Annotated in this window: 19 protein-coding genes; all 19 read left to right on the top strand. The window is 34.4% G+C overall.

What is annotated here, in order from left to right; all coding sequences use genetic code 11:
* The 19 genes from CWD91_RS20390 (at nucleotide 1) to CWD91_RS20290 (ending at nucleotide 16,560) form a co-directional block, all read left to right on the top strand.
* The gene (locus tag CWD91_RS20390) at nucleotides 1-693 is read left to right on the top strand and encodes a DUF4386 domain-containing protein (protein ID WP_103442828.1); all 693 of its coding nucleotides are present in this window, start codon (nucleotides 1-3) and stop codon (nucleotides 691-693) included.
* Between the two features lie 80 nt (nucleotides 694-773).
* Complete coding sequence (locus CWD91_RS20385) at nucleotides 774-1,181, top strand: hypothetical protein (protein WP_103442827.1); 408 nt, start codon at nucleotides 774-776, stop codon at nucleotides 1,179-1,181.
* Nucleotides 1,178-1,915, top strand: a complete 738-nt coding sequence (locus tag CWD91_RS20380) for a DUF3108 domain-containing protein (RefSeq protein WP_103442826.1) — start codon at nucleotides 1,178-1,180, stop codon at nucleotides 1,913-1,915. The genes CWD91_RS20385 and CWD91_RS20380 overlap by 4 nt, the downstream gene beginning before the upstream one ends.
* A 60-nt stretch (nucleotides 1,916-1,975) precedes the next feature.
* Nucleotides 1,976-2,449 carry a GNAT family N-acetyltransferase gene (locus CWD91_RS20375; RefSeq protein ID WP_103442825.1) on the top strand — a complete coding sequence of 158 codons (474 nt, stop codon included), beginning with the start codon at nucleotides 1,976-1,978 and terminating at the stop codon, nucleotides 2,447-2,449.
* Between the two features lie 738 nt (nucleotides 2,450-3,187).
* The gene (locus tag CWD91_RS20370; protein WP_103442824.1) at nucleotides 3,188-4,420 is read left to right on the top strand and encodes an adenylate/guanylate cyclase domain-containing protein; all 1,233 of its coding nucleotides are present in this window, start codon (nucleotides 3,188-3,190) and stop codon (nucleotides 4,418-4,420) included.
* Nucleotides 4,421-4,501: 81 nt separating this feature from the next.
* A complete protein-coding gene (locus tag CWD91_RS20365; protein ID WP_103442823.1) occupies nucleotides 4,502-5,440 on the top strand; it encodes an ester cyclase in 939 nt (312 codons plus the stop codon).
* A gap of 209 nt (nucleotides 5,441-5,649) precedes the next feature.
* Complete coding sequence (locus CWD91_RS20360; RefSeq protein WP_103442822.1) at nucleotides 5,650-6,162, top strand: GNAT family N-acetyltransferase; 513 nt, start codon at nucleotides 5,650-5,652, stop codon at nucleotides 6,160-6,162.
* 213 nt (nucleotides 6,163-6,375) lie between these two features.
* A complete protein-coding gene (locus tag CWD91_RS20355) occupies nucleotides 6,376-7,230 on the top strand; it encodes a CPBP family intramembrane glutamic endopeptidase (protein WP_103442821.1) in 855 nt (284 codons plus the stop codon).
* Between the two features lie 100 nt (nucleotides 7,231-7,330).
* Nucleotides 7,331-8,014 carry a hypothetical protein gene (locus tag CWD91_RS20350; RefSeq protein WP_205164671.1) on the top strand — a complete coding sequence of 228 codons (684 nt, stop codon included), beginning with the start codon at nucleotides 7,331-7,333 and terminating at the stop codon, nucleotides 8,012-8,014.
* Nucleotides 8,015-8,251: 237 nt separating this feature from the next.
* On the top strand, nucleotides 8,252-8,743 hold the full coding sequence (locus tag CWD91_RS20345; RefSeq protein ID WP_103442820.1) for an RNA polymerase sigma factor: 492 nt from the start codon (nucleotides 8,252-8,254) through the stop codon (nucleotides 8,741-8,743).
* Nucleotides 8,727-9,383, top strand: coding sequence for a hypothetical protein (locus CWD91_RS20340; RefSeq protein ID WP_103442819.1), 657 nt, complete (start codon nucleotides 8,727-8,729; stop codon nucleotides 9,381-9,383). Before CWD91_RS20345 ends, CWD91_RS20340 begins: the two co-directional genes overlap by 17 nt.
* A gap of 113 nt (nucleotides 9,384-9,496) precedes the next feature.
* Entirely contained in the window at nucleotides 9,497-9,949 is a 453-nt protein-coding gene (locus tag CWD91_RS20335) for a hypothetical protein (protein ID WP_103442818.1), read from the top strand.
* Between the two features lie 198 nt (nucleotides 9,950-10,147).
* Entirely contained in the window at nucleotides 10,148-10,741 is a 594-nt protein-coding gene (locus CWD91_RS20330) for a class I SAM-dependent methyltransferase (protein ID WP_103442817.1), read from the top strand.
* Nucleotides 10,742-10,802: 61 nt separating this feature from the next.
* Nucleotides 10,803-11,669: a DUF2911 domain-containing protein gene (locus CWD91_RS20325; RefSeq protein ID WP_103442816.1), complete on the top strand. Its 867-nt coding sequence runs from the start codon at nucleotides 10,803-10,805 to the stop codon at nucleotides 11,667-11,669.
* A 183-nt stretch (nucleotides 11,670-11,852) separates the two neighbouring features.
* Nucleotides 11,853-12,593 (top strand): DUF6090 family protein, encoded by a 741-nt coding sequence (locus tag CWD91_RS20315; RefSeq protein ID WP_103442815.1) that lies wholly within the window; start codon nucleotides 11,853-11,855, stop codon nucleotides 12,591-12,593.
* A 324-nt stretch (nucleotides 12,594-12,917) separates the two neighbouring features.
* Nucleotides 12,918-13,538 carry an FISUMP domain-containing protein gene (locus CWD91_RS20310; RefSeq protein ID WP_103442814.1) on the top strand — a complete coding sequence of 207 codons (621 nt, stop codon included), beginning with the start codon at nucleotides 12,918-12,920 and terminating at the stop codon, nucleotides 13,536-13,538.
* A gap of 268 nt (nucleotides 13,539-13,806) precedes the next feature.
* A complete protein-coding gene (locus CWD91_RS20305; RefSeq protein WP_103442813.1) occupies nucleotides 13,807-14,265 on the top strand; it encodes an ester cyclase in 459 nt (152 codons plus the stop codon).
* A gap of 1,246 nt (nucleotides 14,266-15,511) precedes the next feature.
* On the top strand, nucleotides 15,512-15,973 hold the full coding sequence (locus tag CWD91_RS20295) for a mobile mystery protein A (protein WP_103442811.1): 462 nt from the start codon (nucleotides 15,512-15,514) through the stop codon (nucleotides 15,971-15,973).
* A complete protein-coding gene (locus CWD91_RS20290; protein WP_103442810.1) occupies nucleotides 15,964-16,560 on the top strand; it encodes a mobile mystery protein B in 597 nt (198 codons plus the stop codon). Before CWD91_RS20295 ends, CWD91_RS20290 begins: the two co-directional genes overlap by 10 nt.
* Nucleotides 16,561-16,695: the final 135 nt, after the last annotated feature.

Below are 16,695 nucleotides of genomic sequence, written 5' to 3'. Positions count from 1 at the left end.
ATGAAAACTGAAAAAACTATTGGAATCTTACTGATTGTTGGAGTCATCGGCATTTTCGTTCCCTATACTATCTTGACAATGATATTTGAATATCCAACCATATTAAGGCAAGATACAGGCACTATTTTAGTGAAATTTTATAATGGTGGTAACACTTTAATATGGACTTGGTGGGCTTTTGCAATATTAGGTCTACCTATATTGGAAGCTTGTATTTTAATAGGCCAAAAGTTAGAATCTAAATTTTACTTTGTAAGATGGGCAACAATCCTTGGTGTCATTGGCTTAATGGTTCAAGTATTAGGATTATTGCGCTGGACCTTCGTTGTACCTGTTTTAGCCAAAGATTTTGTGCTTGGTAACGAGATGACAAAAGAAGCGGTAACTGTTGCGTTTAAAGTAGTTCACCAATATGGAGGAATCATTTTAGGCGAACACATCGGACAGTTATTTACGATTGGTTGGACAGTTATGATAACCTCTGCGTTTGAAAAACTCAAACTCTTCCCAAAGTGGATTATATGGCTTGGATATGCCGCGTCAATTATTTATTTATTTGCACAAGCAGGGTTATTCTCAACAGTGATTCCAAATTTCCCTGTATGGAATATCGCAGGATTTTTAGGTAGTACACTTTGGCTTATATGGTTATTGATAATTGGTTTTAAATTCATAAAAACAGAAATCCGTTAGAAAAAAAAGAGTTGGCATTTATTTGTAACAAAATCCGAGTTGAAATCACCTATAACATATAAACATTTAAAACAACTAATTTGAATACAAAAATTTTATTGACAGCAAGCGCATTTTTTTTGGGACTGATGGGAATTGGTTTATCCTTTTTGCCAAATGAAATATTCATATATTTAGATATGGGTTCAAACCCCATTTTATATCTTCTCCTTCAATTATTAGGCTCACTCTATCTTGGATTTGGAATTATGAATTGGATGGCGAAAGGGACATTAATTGGAGGAATTTATAACAGGCCTATGGCGATTGGAAATTTTATGCATTTTGGTGTTGGGGCAATCGCTTTATTGAAAATTGTATTCGGAATCAAAGGACATACGGAAGTTATAATTTCACTTACAGTTATATACACTATTCTAGCTTTATGCTTTGCTTATGTATTTCTAACCAATCCAATTAAAGTCGGAACCGAAAACTTAAACAAATGAAAAAAACACATTACATTTTACTGTTCATTTTTGGAGCCTCTGTTCAGGTATTTAGTCAGGAATCACTATTAAGTCCATTAAATAATCCAGCTAACAAAAATCTTATCAAGTCCGAAACTTCGGAAATGACTTGGTTTATGCGTAAAGATTCTCTTAAAGTAGAAATAGGAAATGTGCAAACTAAAATTCAGAAAGAAAAAGAGCGGATATTCATTATAACAATAGTCAATATGAAACAGTCTCCTACTGAATGGATTGACAGTACAATCGTTGAAACACTCAACTTTAAACCCATATATCATTCTTCCTATAACCAACAAAGAGATATGGTATTGAAATTTGGAGAAAAAATTACAGGCTATTATTTTGATAAACAAACAGAAATTAAAACACAAATTTCTGAAGAAGTCGACAAGCCTTTTTTTGACAGTAATTTCTACCCTGAATTAATAAGATTCCTTCCATTAAAAGATAGATATTCAAGCACTATTTCTATTTTTGACTATAACCCCGCCTCTAAAATTGGAGTAATTACAGCAACAATAAAAAATACAGAACAGACCACTATCAGTTTCAATGGAAAGAAGAGACAAGTTTGGAAAGTTGAAACTACAGATGACATTTCAAACAACGCTGCTATAAGCACATATTACATAGATACATCAACAAGAAAAGTACTTATCCAAGCAATTGATTTTGAAAGCAGAAAAATGCTAATGGAATTAGTAGAATAGAAGAAAAAAAACATCATATATATACTATAGCTGGTATTAATTTAAGAAACTCGAACTAAATTGGAGAATGTAGAAAAATATAAAAACGAATATCTGATTTCAACCGACAGAAAAAAATTGGACATTTCATCAATTCACAATTTTTTGACCAACGAATCGGGATGGAGTAATGGAATTCCCTTTGATAAGGTAAAAAAATCAATAAATAATTCCTTGAATTTCGGAATGTATCTTGACTCAAAATTAATTGGTTATGCAAGAGTTATTTCAGACTTTTCTACTATCGCATATCTTGGAGATATTTTTATTTTAAAAGAATATCGAGGACTTGGGTTGAGTAAATGGCTTATGGAAACAATTATGGAACATAAACATTTACAAGATTTAAGACGTTGGATTTTATTGACAAGCACAGCAGAATGGCTCTATGAAAAATACGGATTTACAAAACTACCCAACCCAGAAATCTATATGGAAAAATTTAATCCGAATGTTTATCTAGATAAAGAAAAAACTAATGCCAACAATATATAACCGCAATTACGGCTCATTCGACTACGTCCTAATTCACTCGCAATTGATATCGTCAGTTCCAAATCGAAAATAATAACTAATTTACCCCTCGCTAGCCATAATTTCCTTTGACAAAAAAGTGGAGGAATAAAAACTGCACACAACACCGTGTATAATTAATTGCTTTGGCAAGTGCTCATTTGGAAAATTCCTTCGGAATTTTCTCGCGTTCGTTTTTGTTTACTAAATTAGTTGCTGAAACACGCAACTAACCATACACAAAACCGATGATGTTGCATTCTCCTACGTCGACCCTATGTGCTACATCTCGTTTGCCAACGCCCCAACTCGCCCACTACTATCGTAGATGTCGCCCGCACAAAGGGAAATGCAACATCATCGCAGCGCTATGTCAGATCACATAAAACCGTAGGATATGAGTACTTTTTCTACGAACGACGCTTAACGGAAGAAATCAGCGCAACATATCAATGGCTACCTGCCTACCGGCAGGCAGGTATGTAATTTATACGTGCCATGTCCATTGTTTAATGTGTTCATGTGTTCGCTGCGCTCGGAAGGACCGCCACATTTTATTCCCAATACAGGCGAAAACCAAAAAATGTTTTCACTATATTTCCATAAAATTGCCCACCAACGCTACAACCCGCCCACTGCTGTCGCAGATGTCGTACATAGCGCTGCGTTAGCTATAATTTGAAAGTAGTCAACTATTTAGATAAAAACAATTAGAACATAATGCCCAATAGTGATAAAAGCAAAACTCCAATTTCCCAAAGAATAGTTGATATTGGAGCTAATAAGGAGTTTTCCATAACTGAGAATAGGTATCTGCGCATAACAAATATCGCTTCTATCCTTGGCATCTTGTTCATGGTGATGTGGATGATTACCGCTTTTTGCATTACAGATTCCCCAATACTTTACGGAAGCAATGGATTGTTAGCATTGATGTTTTCATTCGTTCTAATATTCAACGGCAAAGGTTGGCGGGTATTGGCTTCAACTTGGTTTACCGCTACGTCCTATATTGGAATTATTCTATTTCTTTATTTGTTGGGTTACTCGTCAGGGGTTTGGGTCATTTGTTTCATCATAATAATTACTCCATACATGACTTTCCCCAAAAGTGCGAGGAAATTAGCTATTGGTTTCAGCATGCTGGGGGTCTTGACTTTGATTTTTTCGGTTACGTTTCAATCCAAATTTAATCCTCACTATGATGTACTTGACCCGTATTTCCTGCAAATGTTTAACATCAGCACAACTGGACTGATTTGCCTTACAATCGCATGGACTTTGCCTGTGCTGATTGATAGATCAGAGGAGTCATTGAGGGTTGAGCAAAAAAGATCAGATGATCTTTTGCATAATATTCTTCCTGTAAATGTGGCAAGAGATCTAAAGGAAACTGGTAAAACAGTGCCCAAAAGGCACAAAAATGTAACTATTCTGTTTACTGACTTCAAAGGCTTTACGGAGTTGGTAGCTAGCATTCCGGCAATCACTTTGGTCAATGAACTCAATGATATTTTTGGACGATTCGATGAGATTGTTGAGGAGGCAGGAGTTGAAAAAATTGAAACAATTGGGGATGCATATATGGCTGCATGTGGCCTTGAAGAAGCGGTTAAAGATCATGCCATTAATTGTATTAAAGCTGCACAACAGATGCTATCCTATCTGGAGGAGAGAAATAAGAAACATGAAATAAAATGGAGGATGAGAGTTGGGATTCATTCGGGACCAATAGTGGCTGGCGTAGTTGGAAAGAAGAAATTTAACTATGATCTCTTTGGAGATACGGTTAATACGGCAAGTCGGATGGAATCATCAGGAGAGCCTGGCAAAATAAATATATCAGAAACAACCTACCAGCTTGTCAAAAATGATATCAGTTGCGAAACCAGGGAGAAAATTCAAGCTAAAGGAAAAGGAGAATTGGAAATGTATTTTATAAAATATAGCTAACAATATGTATAGCGCATAATACCCTGCGGGATGCTACGACACCATACACAGAACGTTGCCAGCAATTAAACCAATCGAAAAATGAACAATATTACGAGAAATCAAATTTTATTATCCTTTTTAGTTTCCTTGCTGATTGTGAGTTGTCAATCTATACAAAGCACAGAAGAACGTTCAGAAAACACTACTTCAGACCAAATAGAAAGCACATCAAGTAAATCTGAAAAAGAAATAAAAGCTGTACTGGAAAGCATTTTGGCGGCAGTTGGAAACCGGGATGCTCAAGAATTGGATGACCTGAGTTTCGACCAGACCATTATCGCATATACGTTTCCAAAGGATGGACAATGGCAGCATAAAGAGATGACTATTGACTCGTATTTGCAAACCATCCGAGATATGAAAGATCCAAAGCCTATTTTAGAATCCGCCAATTCGTATAAGATAAATATAACCGAAGATCGATTGGCATCAGTAATAATGCCTACCGTCATTTCACAATTCGGTGTTGCCAGTAGCAATGAGGTCAATCATGCTATAATGATGAAAGACATCGACCAATGGAAACTGTTAAGTGTTTCATGGACCGCTCACCGGATTCCCGAAGAAGAAAGAGAATTCGACTTAAATCTCTATGCTCGCAACTATGCCCAAGTCTGGGGTAGTAACCGACCTGAGTTTGTTGCTATGTTTTATGCTGAAGACGGTTCATTACAAGTGAATGACGCGGAACCTGCCGTTGGTAGAAATGCCATTACAAATGTTGCTAAAGGATTTATGGACGCTTTTCCTGATATGATTGTTTCAATGGATAGTCTAGTCACTAAATCTGACAAAAAACGATTCTATTGGACATTAACTGGAACCCATAATGGGCTAAACGGAACTGGAAACAAAATAAAAATTAACGGATTTGAGGAATGGACTGTCAATAAAGATGGATTAATCCAAGAATCAAAAGGTCATTTTGACAACCATGAATATGAGAGACAACTTAAATTCGGAACTGACATAAAATAACTGCTGCCAACACCATGTATAATTAATTGCTAGGTCACTGCCGACTTACGAAAATCTACCCACGCCCAAAAGCGTGGCAGGAAGGATTTTCTACCAGCCTGCCGGCTGGCAGGTTCGGTTTGTATTTCCTAATTTAATTGCTGAAACACGCAACTAACCTTACACAATACCGTTAGAGTTAAGCATGAACAAACACTACAACAAACAAAATGAAACTTCCACCATACGAAAAATTTCCAAGTATTTCGGGCGACAAAATATTGTTGCGACAAATTCAATTTTCTGACATCAATGACATTATTGAAATTTCATTCTATGACTCAATTCAAGCTACAACATTGACACAAGCAATAGAAATGCAAGCCAAAATAAATGTGGACTACAGCAACGGAAATTCAATACACTGGGGTATTGCAGACAAATTAACAAATAAGATTGTTGGAACATGCGGTTATTATCGTGGACTTGACAAAGGCGAAGGAGAACTGGGTTGTGTTTTATTACCTCAATACCGTGGACAAGGATTTATGACTTTTGCAATGTTATTAGCAATTGAATTTGGACTAAATAATATTGGACTAAAACGCATTTGGGCTATAACAACTAAGCAAAACGAAAAAGCAATAAAACTTATTGAGAAACTTAACTTTATTAAAATTGCAGATGTGGACGACAATGAAGTAGAATACGAATTAAGACAAGATTTAAATCTAACAGACTAATGGATAAAATGCCTACCGCTAACAGGTGTTTGGCTCAATGCCGGGTGACGTGGTTAATTTAACATTCTGGCTCGCATCAATTTTTGTGCTGTATTGAGAGTTATGTGCTCTCAAATCCGCCACTTCGCCAAGCGCCGAAACGTTTAGGCGAAAAGTAACAAAACCACGATCTCTTCTTCTACTTTCAACAAACCTACAAATCATAAAAACAAAATGCTTCAAAATTTATCAGAGCGAAAAGAAGCTTGGAAAACAACCCTTTTGTTTCTTGCATTAGTTGTTGTTCTTACTTCGCCTTTCCATTATGCCATAGTAAACTTATATCCTTCACGAATATATGTTGGAGCTATAATGTGGTGTCCTGCATTAGCTGCTTTTATCACTTTAAAAATAAAAGGGCGTAAAATTTCATCCCTAAATTGGAATTGGGGAAATGGAAAATATATCCGGTTGTCTTATCTTGTTCCTGCCCTATATGGTATGATCACTTACCTACTGATCTGGACTTTCGGATTTGGAGGTTTAGCGAATGAAGAAATAATAACAGAATGGGGAAAAGAACTTGGATTGTTTGGAATTGGAACATTAAATCCAACATCAATAATAATCATAGCTATTTTCTTATTAGGAACTATTGAAGTAATAAGAGCTGCAGCGACAACTTTAGGAGAAGAGATTGGATGGCGAGGTTTTTTTATTTATGAATTAAGAAAATTTCTTTCCTTTCCTGGTGTATCAATATTTAGTGGGCTTGTATGGGCTGCTTGGCATTGGCCGCTACTTCTTTACTATAGTAATAATGTGCTATTGGAATTTACAACATTCTTTATCGTAATTATTTCTATGTCATTTATTATGACTTATTACACTTTTAAATCCAATAGTTTATGGCCAGCAGTAATTTTTCATGCAGTGAGCAATGTGTATATTCAAAAAATAATGCCTCCACTAACAATGAAAATTGAAGGAAGTGAACATTGGCTCGGCGAAAACGGGATTATGTTTGCAATTGTTACTAGTGTTTTTGGAATTTTCTTTTGGTATAGAGGAATTAAAGAAAAATTATAAAAAAAGAGGTCAGTATGAATAATAAGTCAATAATCCCCTCAAGCATTTTGTTAGTAATCATTCTATTTGTGTGTAATTTGACAATCAAAACTTTAAAGCAATGCTGATTGAAGATGCAAATAAAGATTACATCAATATAGGTAAGATTACTTGCTGGATTACCTTCTCGTTCGGACTTGTATATTTATTTATTACATTCCTTGGTTTTCTATCTTTGAGCTCTCCTGAAGAGCCAATCGGAGACCCATACTTTACAATAATGGAATTACTTGCCATCATAATTGCCCTATTAATGGCGATAAGTATGATTGCAGTTCATTATCATGCTTCGGCAAAATATAAATTACAAAGTCTTTTTGCTCTGTGTTCAATGTTTGTTATGGCGGGAATTACCTCAAGTGTTCATTTTGTAGTACTCACTATGAGTTATCAACTTGAAACTACAACAATGGACGATTTGACTTTACTCTTTTCATTTAAATGGCCATCTGTTGTATACATATTAGATATTCTCGCATGGGATTGGTTCTTTTCACTTTCATTTTTATTCGCCGCTCCAATATTCAATAATGGAAAAATGGAGAAAACGATAAGAGCCCTAATGTTAATTTCAGGAGCCTTAAGTTTTATTGGAATACTTGGAGTTCCTTTTAACGATATGCAAATTAGAAATATCGGAATTATTGGATATGCCGTAATTGCTCCTTTTGTGTTTTTATTAATAGGAATCAATTTCAGTCGAATCGATCGAAATAAAAAAACAAACGCACAACACCGTGTATAATTTATTGCTTGAAAGTGGGTAATGTTTGTCTCGGAAATCCTAGCGGATTTCCTTACTGAAACGCTTTTTTGTTATCTTAGTCGCTTACGCAACTAACCATACACAAACCGTTGTGCTTAATATTGACACGTCCTGAATAAAGGCTACATAATTCTAAACAGCATATTCTTTTTTACAATTATATCATTAGTCTGTAATAATTCAAAATTTACACCACTAACTAAATAAAAAACAATATTGAGTAGCGATTTTTACAACACATCTATTTTACCATTTGCCGGAATAATAATAAAGTTGTGCCGGGCATATACCAATTCACAAGAGGATTTTGAAGATTATTATCAAGAGGTATGTTTACAGATATGGAGGAGTAAAGATAACTTTCGTGAGGAATCGGAATGGAGTACCTGGGTTTACCGTATTTCATTAAACGTTTGTTTAACCTTATTAAAGAAAAAGAAAAATAATGTTCAACATTTTGTATCTGATTCTGTGACCGTTGAAGAAACTGAAGCTAGTTATGCATTTTCAGACGAATCTCTTAATCTACTATATAATGCTATTAGAAAACTATCAGAAATTGATAGAGCCATTATTATGCTTTATTTAGAAGAAAAACCATATCAAGAAATAGCTGAAATTATTGGAACAAACCCAAATAATATAGGTGTACGTGTTAAAAGAATTAAAATGAAATTAAAAAAATTATTAGATGGAAAAATCAATTGAAAATATATGGAAAGAAGGATTTATAAAGAGTGATGCCTTAATAGCACCAAAAATAAATAATCTATACGACCAAAAATCAATTCATATTATAGATAAATTTAAAAGAATGTTTAAAATAAATTTGATTGCAATTGTAGCATTCTCATTTGTCTATTTAGTGGTAACATTTTTTATTGGAATACCTATAATGGGTACTATATTCTTTATAACTCTAACTTTGCTTGTTATAGTTAATAAGAGGTTACTGAATGGCTTAGAACGTATAAATAAAGGCGCAAATAGCTATCAGTACTTAAAGGCATTTAACCAATGGATAAATAAGCAAATCGCTATAAACAAGAGAATGTCAACATTTTTATATCCAATTATATTTATGTCTTTTGTATTCGGTTTTTGGTTTAAAGATGCAGAAGGAATCCCTTTAGGGGAAAGACTTGTAAATGAAATTCTAGTAGGTTTTCCTAACACCTATTTGATATATGGAATTCCTCTAATAGGAATTATAATTGCAGTTTTAATTGTTAGTTTATTGGCATTTTTTGGAGGTAGAATTTATATGTGGGATTTGAATATCGTTTACGGAAGAGTATTCAAAAAACTAGATGAATTATTGACTGATTTAGAAAGTTTAAGGAATTAGACACCTCTTAAATGGTTATATATATAAGGCTATTTTAAAAGTTTTCAAAAAAAATATGTTTTACGTGTAATAATTTTTGCTTTGTGCCACTAACCAAGAAAACATTAATTATTATGACATTACTAGAAACGTATAACTTTTTTGAAAGTTTAAAAACTGAAACAACTAAAAAATCTGAAATTAAGGTCTATGAAAAATTTCTTCATATTCTTTCCGGATTGAAAATTAGAGAGTTCTCAGAAAACGAAATTCAATCCATTGAAATGGAACTTGATCGTTTAAATTTAAAATCTAATCCTAAGAACAGAAAAAAATACTTTAAAAAAGCACTAAGTTCATTTGAAAAATATTTAGAGGATACATTTTCCTTAACATCAAAAGGCTATTATTCTGAGCGTGCTATAGGTTTTGGAATTCTTTTTGGAGTTGTTGCAGGAGTAATTTTTGGTGAGCGTTTTGATAAGTCTTTAGGACTTTCTTTAGGAATTAGTATTGGTATGCTAATTGGCGCTTTTGTAGGACGTTACATGGATGCTCAGGCTAAAGCTTCAGGAAACCTGTTGTAATTATTACAACTGCAAATATCTTCCTTTACTAAATTATTAGTTACAAAGTACTAAGCACCACAACCTATATAAAAAATAGCGATTTAAGTGCTTAATCCAAGGTGATTTTCATAAATTCAGAGTCAGTTCCATACTGAAAAGAAAGTGCGTAAAATACGCTACTTTTCATTTACAAACCGTAGTTGCGTTTAATTGAAAATGAAAGGAATATTTAAAGCAAATACCGTATACAAATACTTAAGTCCAATACGTAATCAAATTATTGAACTCATTGAGGCTAATACAACTCTAGTGGAGTTTGGATGTGGAAATGGGGATTTGCTTTTTAAACTTTCTGACAAAATCCAGTCGGGAATTGGATTAGATAAATCAGAGCAACTCATCTCCTATGCTTTAAAACGTAAAAAGAAAGAAAAAGTAAAGAATCTTGAGTTTAGAACTATAGATTTAGTGAAAGAATCTTTTTCTGAGTCAAAAAAGGACTACTCAATTGCCAGTCTGCTTTTTCATATCGTAACTTGGCAAGAGGCAACTGAATTATTAAGGAAATTAATAGCTTCGTCAGAAACAACTATTGTTTGTGGATTCAGTAAACCTAAAAATTTAAAGCAGTATTTACTGCTATGGCTGGATCAAAGGTTTACAAGTCATTATTCCAATTATCGGAACTTTAAAAAAGAAGGATTCACCGAGGGTTTGTTAAATTCCTTGGGAAATATAAAGTACAGTAGATTTGATACTTTTGATCCAGTAATGAAGATTTATAAAATAACTGAACACAACAATGTTTAAGCGGCATTAAAACGACCGTTTATACAAAACAGTTAGCGCAATTATAACAAACTCCAGAAAAATGAAAATAATCCAACACCTGATAATTCTGATTTTAGCAGGTTTTCAACTAAATGGTCAGGACACAGATTACCCCTATCCTTCATTTAGTCCAAAAGGTAACATTTCCCAAATCGTTGGGAATACGTTAATAAGTGTTGAATACGAAAGACCTTCCGCCCGAAAAAGATTGATTTATGGTGGACTTGTTCCTTGGAATAAAGTTTGGCGGACTGGTGCGGGGAATTGTACCAAAATAGCATTTGATAAAGAAGTAACAATTGGAGGACAAAAAGTTCCTGCTGGAAATTACTCGATTTTCACCATACCGAACCCGAATGAATGGGTCGTAATACTCAACAAAGATACTACTTTATATGGGAGCTATCACTACAATTCCAAAAACGATGTTGCAAGATTTACAGCCGTGCCAGCAGAAACCAATCGTTATTATGAAACTTTGAATTTCGATATTGAACTAAATCAACACAACGCAAAAATGTACGTTTCCTGGGCAAATACCCAAATCAAATTTGACATTGAAACATCGACCAACGAAAAAATGGAGAAACTGATTCGGGAAGAATTATTGACTGGCATAAATCAAGTATCTAATACTTATGCCGGAGCTGCTTCTTATTTAGCTTTTAGGGAAATGGATTATGAAAATGCCCTGAAACTTGCCGAAAAAGCAATTGAACTTGACAAGAATAATGAGTGGGTTTACGGAATAAAAATTGAGATTTACGAGAGACTAAAACTTTACGACAACGCTATTGCGGAAATCAACCGAACACTTGAAATCTTAAATAAAAACAAAGAAAACCGAACCGAGGAAATAAAACAAATGGAATCGGAGTACAAAAGATTAACCAAGCTTAGGGAATAACTGGGCACAACAATGCCTCCCATGGATTATATAAAAAAGACTATCGCCGATGTGTGTGCGGAGTTGATAGCCTTTATTTCAAGGTTAATGAGAATATTGTTGAAATAATGGCAATTGTAGGATAACGAGATTTGAATGAAAAACTATAAAAAATAATAAAAACTTTTCCCAACCAATAAACTAATGATAAAATTTTTTCGAAAAATTCGTAAACGCCTACTAACTGAAAACAAGTTTAGCAAATACTTTCTTTATGCTATCGGAGAAATAATTCTTGTAGTTCTCGGAATATTGATTGCATTAAATGTTAACAACAATAATTCTGAAAAAAAAGATAGAGTTTTAGAAATAAAAATTTTAAAAGAAATAGGAAGCAACTTGCAAATTGATCTCCAAGAATTACGTGATGATATATCCCATATGGATAGTTTAAATAGATCTTGTAATAATATTATTAATTTTATAAAAACGGAAACCATACCTAAAAAAGAATTTTATCTAAATGCTGCTATGTTAAGAGTTTCTCCACACTTTGACCCTAACAAAAGCGGATATTCCCTTCTTGTTTCGAAAGGAGCTGATATTATATTAAATGATAGTTTACGAAAATCAATTTCGGTGCTTTATGAAACCAACTATGTTTATTATTTTAGATATGAAGAAGAACGGATTCAATTTAGAGCAAATAATATAGCTCCCAAGCTACAAGAATACTTTACAATGTTAATAAGACCAGATTTAACTTATAAAGGTGAATTCCAAATATCACAAGAAGACTATTCGCAATTGAAAAAAGATAAATCTTTTGTAAAATTAATGACTACTACTATTTTTGAAAACTCCTTAGTTTTAGTGAGAGCAAAGAGAATTGAAAAAAACATTCTTGAATTATCCAGTCAATTGTTAAATGAAATAGATAAATAATTAAAATATAATAACGAAAACCTGTCTATCGCAGATAGGCAGAACAAGGTGTTTAGTTTATTATTGTTTCAGCTTGTACATGGAAAATCCTACTAATTTTCCCCTGCCACCTTTTCTTTTATTAACTTAGAACCAGCCAAGGCATCCAATTATACACCAAGGGGTTGTACCCAATTTTCACGGACCACCTACCATAACATCAAAAGATTTAGACTATAATTATTTGAAGCGTGCCAAGAGAAAGAATTAACTGCCTAATTTAACTATGAACTCAATTCCAATCACTGTTGGTTATTGCATACAAGAAAGTCCTAATCAACTATAATGAAACAGCACATCTTTACCCTACTTTCTGCCTTGCTTTTTACACAGGCAGGAATAGCCCAATCCCCTGGCACCTTTACTGACTCGCGCGATGGGCAAACGTATAAAACCATCAGCTTTAAAAACGCTTTGACTGGCACTACGGTTATCTGGATGGCCCAAAACCTGAACTATAAGCTGCAGGACAGCTATGCTTATGATGACAATGAGAACAATCGAAAAGAGCTAGGCTTGCTTTACACCTGGGAAGCAGCAAAAAAAGCCTGCCCAACTGGTTGGCATTTGGCAACGGATATCGAATGGTCTATGCTGGTGAGTGAATTTGGCGGACCTGATAAGGCTGGTGAAGCCTTGAAAAGCATCAACGGCTGGAAAGAAGACGGAAATGGCACTAATAGCAGCGGGTTTAACGCGCTTCCTGCAGGTATTCGAAGAAATAGTGGTTATGACGTCCTGGGGTATTTCGGATTCTGGTGGTCGTCCACACCCACCGGTGAAGAGGGAAAAGCCTGGTTATGGGACATCAGTTATGGTGGTCCCGACATGTCTATTAAATCCAAAGTGTGGCGTTTCGATGGCAATATTCTTGGCGGACTTTCGGTTCGTTGCGTCCGGGATTGATTTATTTGACTATTTACATTATTTAAAGATTGGACGGCCTTATAGAATATTTCAGGTGGTTGAAAAATAACTTATGCTGACAGAGATAAGTCCGAATACAACAAGTGTGTCTATAAAATTGTGATTGGACGTTGGAGCATTCAACTATAATTCACTATTTTACTCTTTAGGTAAATTGAAGCTGACATTTTTCAAATGCTACAACTTCATAAACACTATAACGTTGGCCGCAAGTCAATTACCTCAGGGCAAGCCCATTAGGCATTGAATGGAAGCTGCCGATAACATTTCTTTCACAAATACACGCTTACCAGAAGAGATAAAAAAATTTGATATGGAGGTTTTTGCCAAGAGTTACACTCAAGTATGGAGCGGTGTGCGTCCTGAGTTTGTTGCTTTGTTCTTTGAAGAAAACGGTGCGTTACAATTGAACGAAAGCAAACCTGCGGAGGGAAGGGCACAAATTGCAAAAGTGGCACAAGGCTTTATGCGTGACCTTCCAGATATGGTAGTAAATTATGACAGCCTTGTAACAAAACCAACGGGAACTGAATTTCATTGGACACTGACTGCTACAAATTCTGGCCATGGTGGAACGGGTAAAAAAGTCAAAATAAGTGGATTTGAGCTTTGGAAAATGGGCGAAAATGGTCGGATTTTATATTCTCAAGGACATTTCCCAACTGATGAGTACAACCGACAACTTGAATTTGGAATAGAAAATTAAAAACTGCTGCCAACAACATGTCTAATGAACCCGCCCCCATCCAAATTGGTAAGGGCGGGTGTACCTAACAGTATGTTCTGGCGGGTTACTAGTTATCGCCTACTTCTGAAAATCCTCCCACGCCCAAAAGCGTGGCAGGATAGATTTTCTACCAGCCTGCCGGCTGGCAGGTTCGGTTTGTATTTGCTAAATTGGGTGTTTTATCACCTGCCTGGGCAGACAGGCGCAACCAATCATACACAAACACATTGTGTGCAACGAAATATGCGTTTCACACTATTACACTTATTTTGATTTAAATATAATTTAAGAAATAGATGTTCTCATACGATTCTACCCCATTATACCTGACAATTGGATTTTTTCTCATTACTGTTTTGTCGCTTTTGATTTTTGGTAAAGACCAAGCTGAAAATCTGTGGAGTATTGGAGGTATTATTTTTGGTTGCTATCTTATCTTCAGTTCTATACTTGTTTTGTTTATTGATACGGGGTGGGGTTATTTTTTTTCAATTTTGGGTTATTCTATACTTTATCTCATTATTACCGGCATTTTAATTCAAATAATAATTCAGGTCCAGCAGATTCCTGGTTCTAATGAGTCTGCCATGATATTTTTGATTATAATGTTTCATCCTATACTCTTGCTTTTTCTAAAATTTATCAAATGGTTGTTTTTCACTTCTCGCGCAAATAAGAAACTAAAAGACTAGAAAACAGTAGGATTGGCTTTGTCCAAAATTGTGAGGATAAATAAATGATTTCAAAACAAAAAACACTGCACCCAGCAATGCATATAAAAAATAGGCGAAATAGTACCAAATTCATGGATTTAATCTCGTATCAAAGTTTGTACTTAACTGGAAGTTTGGTACTTTCTACTGCCCCACTTGCCAGATACTAAAGGATCGTGCAACATTATCCATATCGTTATTATTGTTTTTCAAAGATATTCCTATGTTCCCTGAGCTCGTGACGCTTATGGCGAGCCTAATTGCACCACCTCGTATCTCGGTCATCGCAACAAGGAGTATGAAATAAATAAAGCCGACATTGTAAAACCTCAACGGATGTATATACGAAACATTGACTTAGATTTTAACAAACCAACTTTAGCAAGCATACTTATCCATATACTTTTAATATTATAAGAATATATATATGTACTTTTTATTTTTGTTTTTTATACATATTTGTATACTTTTGTTAATATTATTATATACATATGTATGTTTTATAAAAGATTATGAGAAACAAAAAACAACTTCTAATTGAACAACTGGACCAAAAATTAGAGAAATTTAAAGATTCAGCAATGGTACAGGTTCCAACAAAAGGATGGATAAACACTATCCGGACCACACTTAATATGACTCGGGACCAGTTAGGTACCAAACTTAAAATGACTAAAGGAGCCATACAAAAGATAGAAGAACGAGAGGCTTTAGGCCAAATAACCATTAACAAATTAAGAGATGTAGGTCAAGCTCTGGATATGAAATTTGTATATGGATTTGTTCCAAATAATGGGTCTATTGAAAATTTAATAAGTACAAAAGCCGAAAAACTGGCCCAAAAGATTGTATTGAGGACCCATCAAAATATGAAACTTGAGGACCAAGGCATTGGAGATGAAAAGATAAGTAAAACCATAAAAGACCTTGCTATGGAAATAAAAAGAGAGTTAAGAAAATCATTATGGGATTAGAATTAAAATATGATGATGGACAAACACCTTTAGACGAGGAAGAAAAGGAAGGTATTAAAATAAAATCTATCACCACTCAAGAAGAACTGGATGAATTTGAACAACTAAACATTGAAAAAGCGGTCGAATGGACTATTCATTCAAAATTGACACCTGAAAAAATACTAACAGAAAAGTTCATAAAAGACCTACACAAAAGAATGTATGGTGATGTATGGAAATGGGCAGGTGAATTTAGAACAACAGAAAAAAACATTGGAATTCCATGGACAAAAATTGGGCTTGAATTAAAGAATTTATTGGACGACACAAAATATTGGATAGAACATAAAACCTTTTCAGCTGAAGAAATAGCAATTAGATTCAAACATCGAATAGTATCTATTCATTGTTTTCCAAATGGAAATGGTAGACATTCTAGGATGATGGCAGACATAATTATGGAATCGATATTTGGGAATGAAATATTTTCGTGGCATCAATCAAATATGGTAAAAGCTAACGAAACAAGAAAAGTGTATATAAACGCCTTAAGAGAAGCTGACAACGGGAACGTTGCACCATTAATTAAATTTGCAAAAAACTAAGGCCACATGGTGTATAATTAATTCCATTAGGACATTTTCCATTGGAAAAGCCCACAACTAAACTTAGCTCAACCGATGGTGTAGCATTACTTATATCGTTTTTATTGTTTTTTAAAGGTATTCATATGTTAGCGG

It is taken from the genome of Arenibacter hampyeongensis (assembly GCF_002909255.1).
In the GTDB taxonomy this organism is placed as follows: domain Bacteria; phylum Bacteroidota; class Bacteroidia; order Flavobacteriales; family Flavobacteriaceae; genus Arenibacter; species Arenibacter hampyeongensis.
The sequence above is the reverse complement of the archived record's forward strand: the minus strand, read 5'-3'. Positions and strand labels throughout refer to the sequence as shown.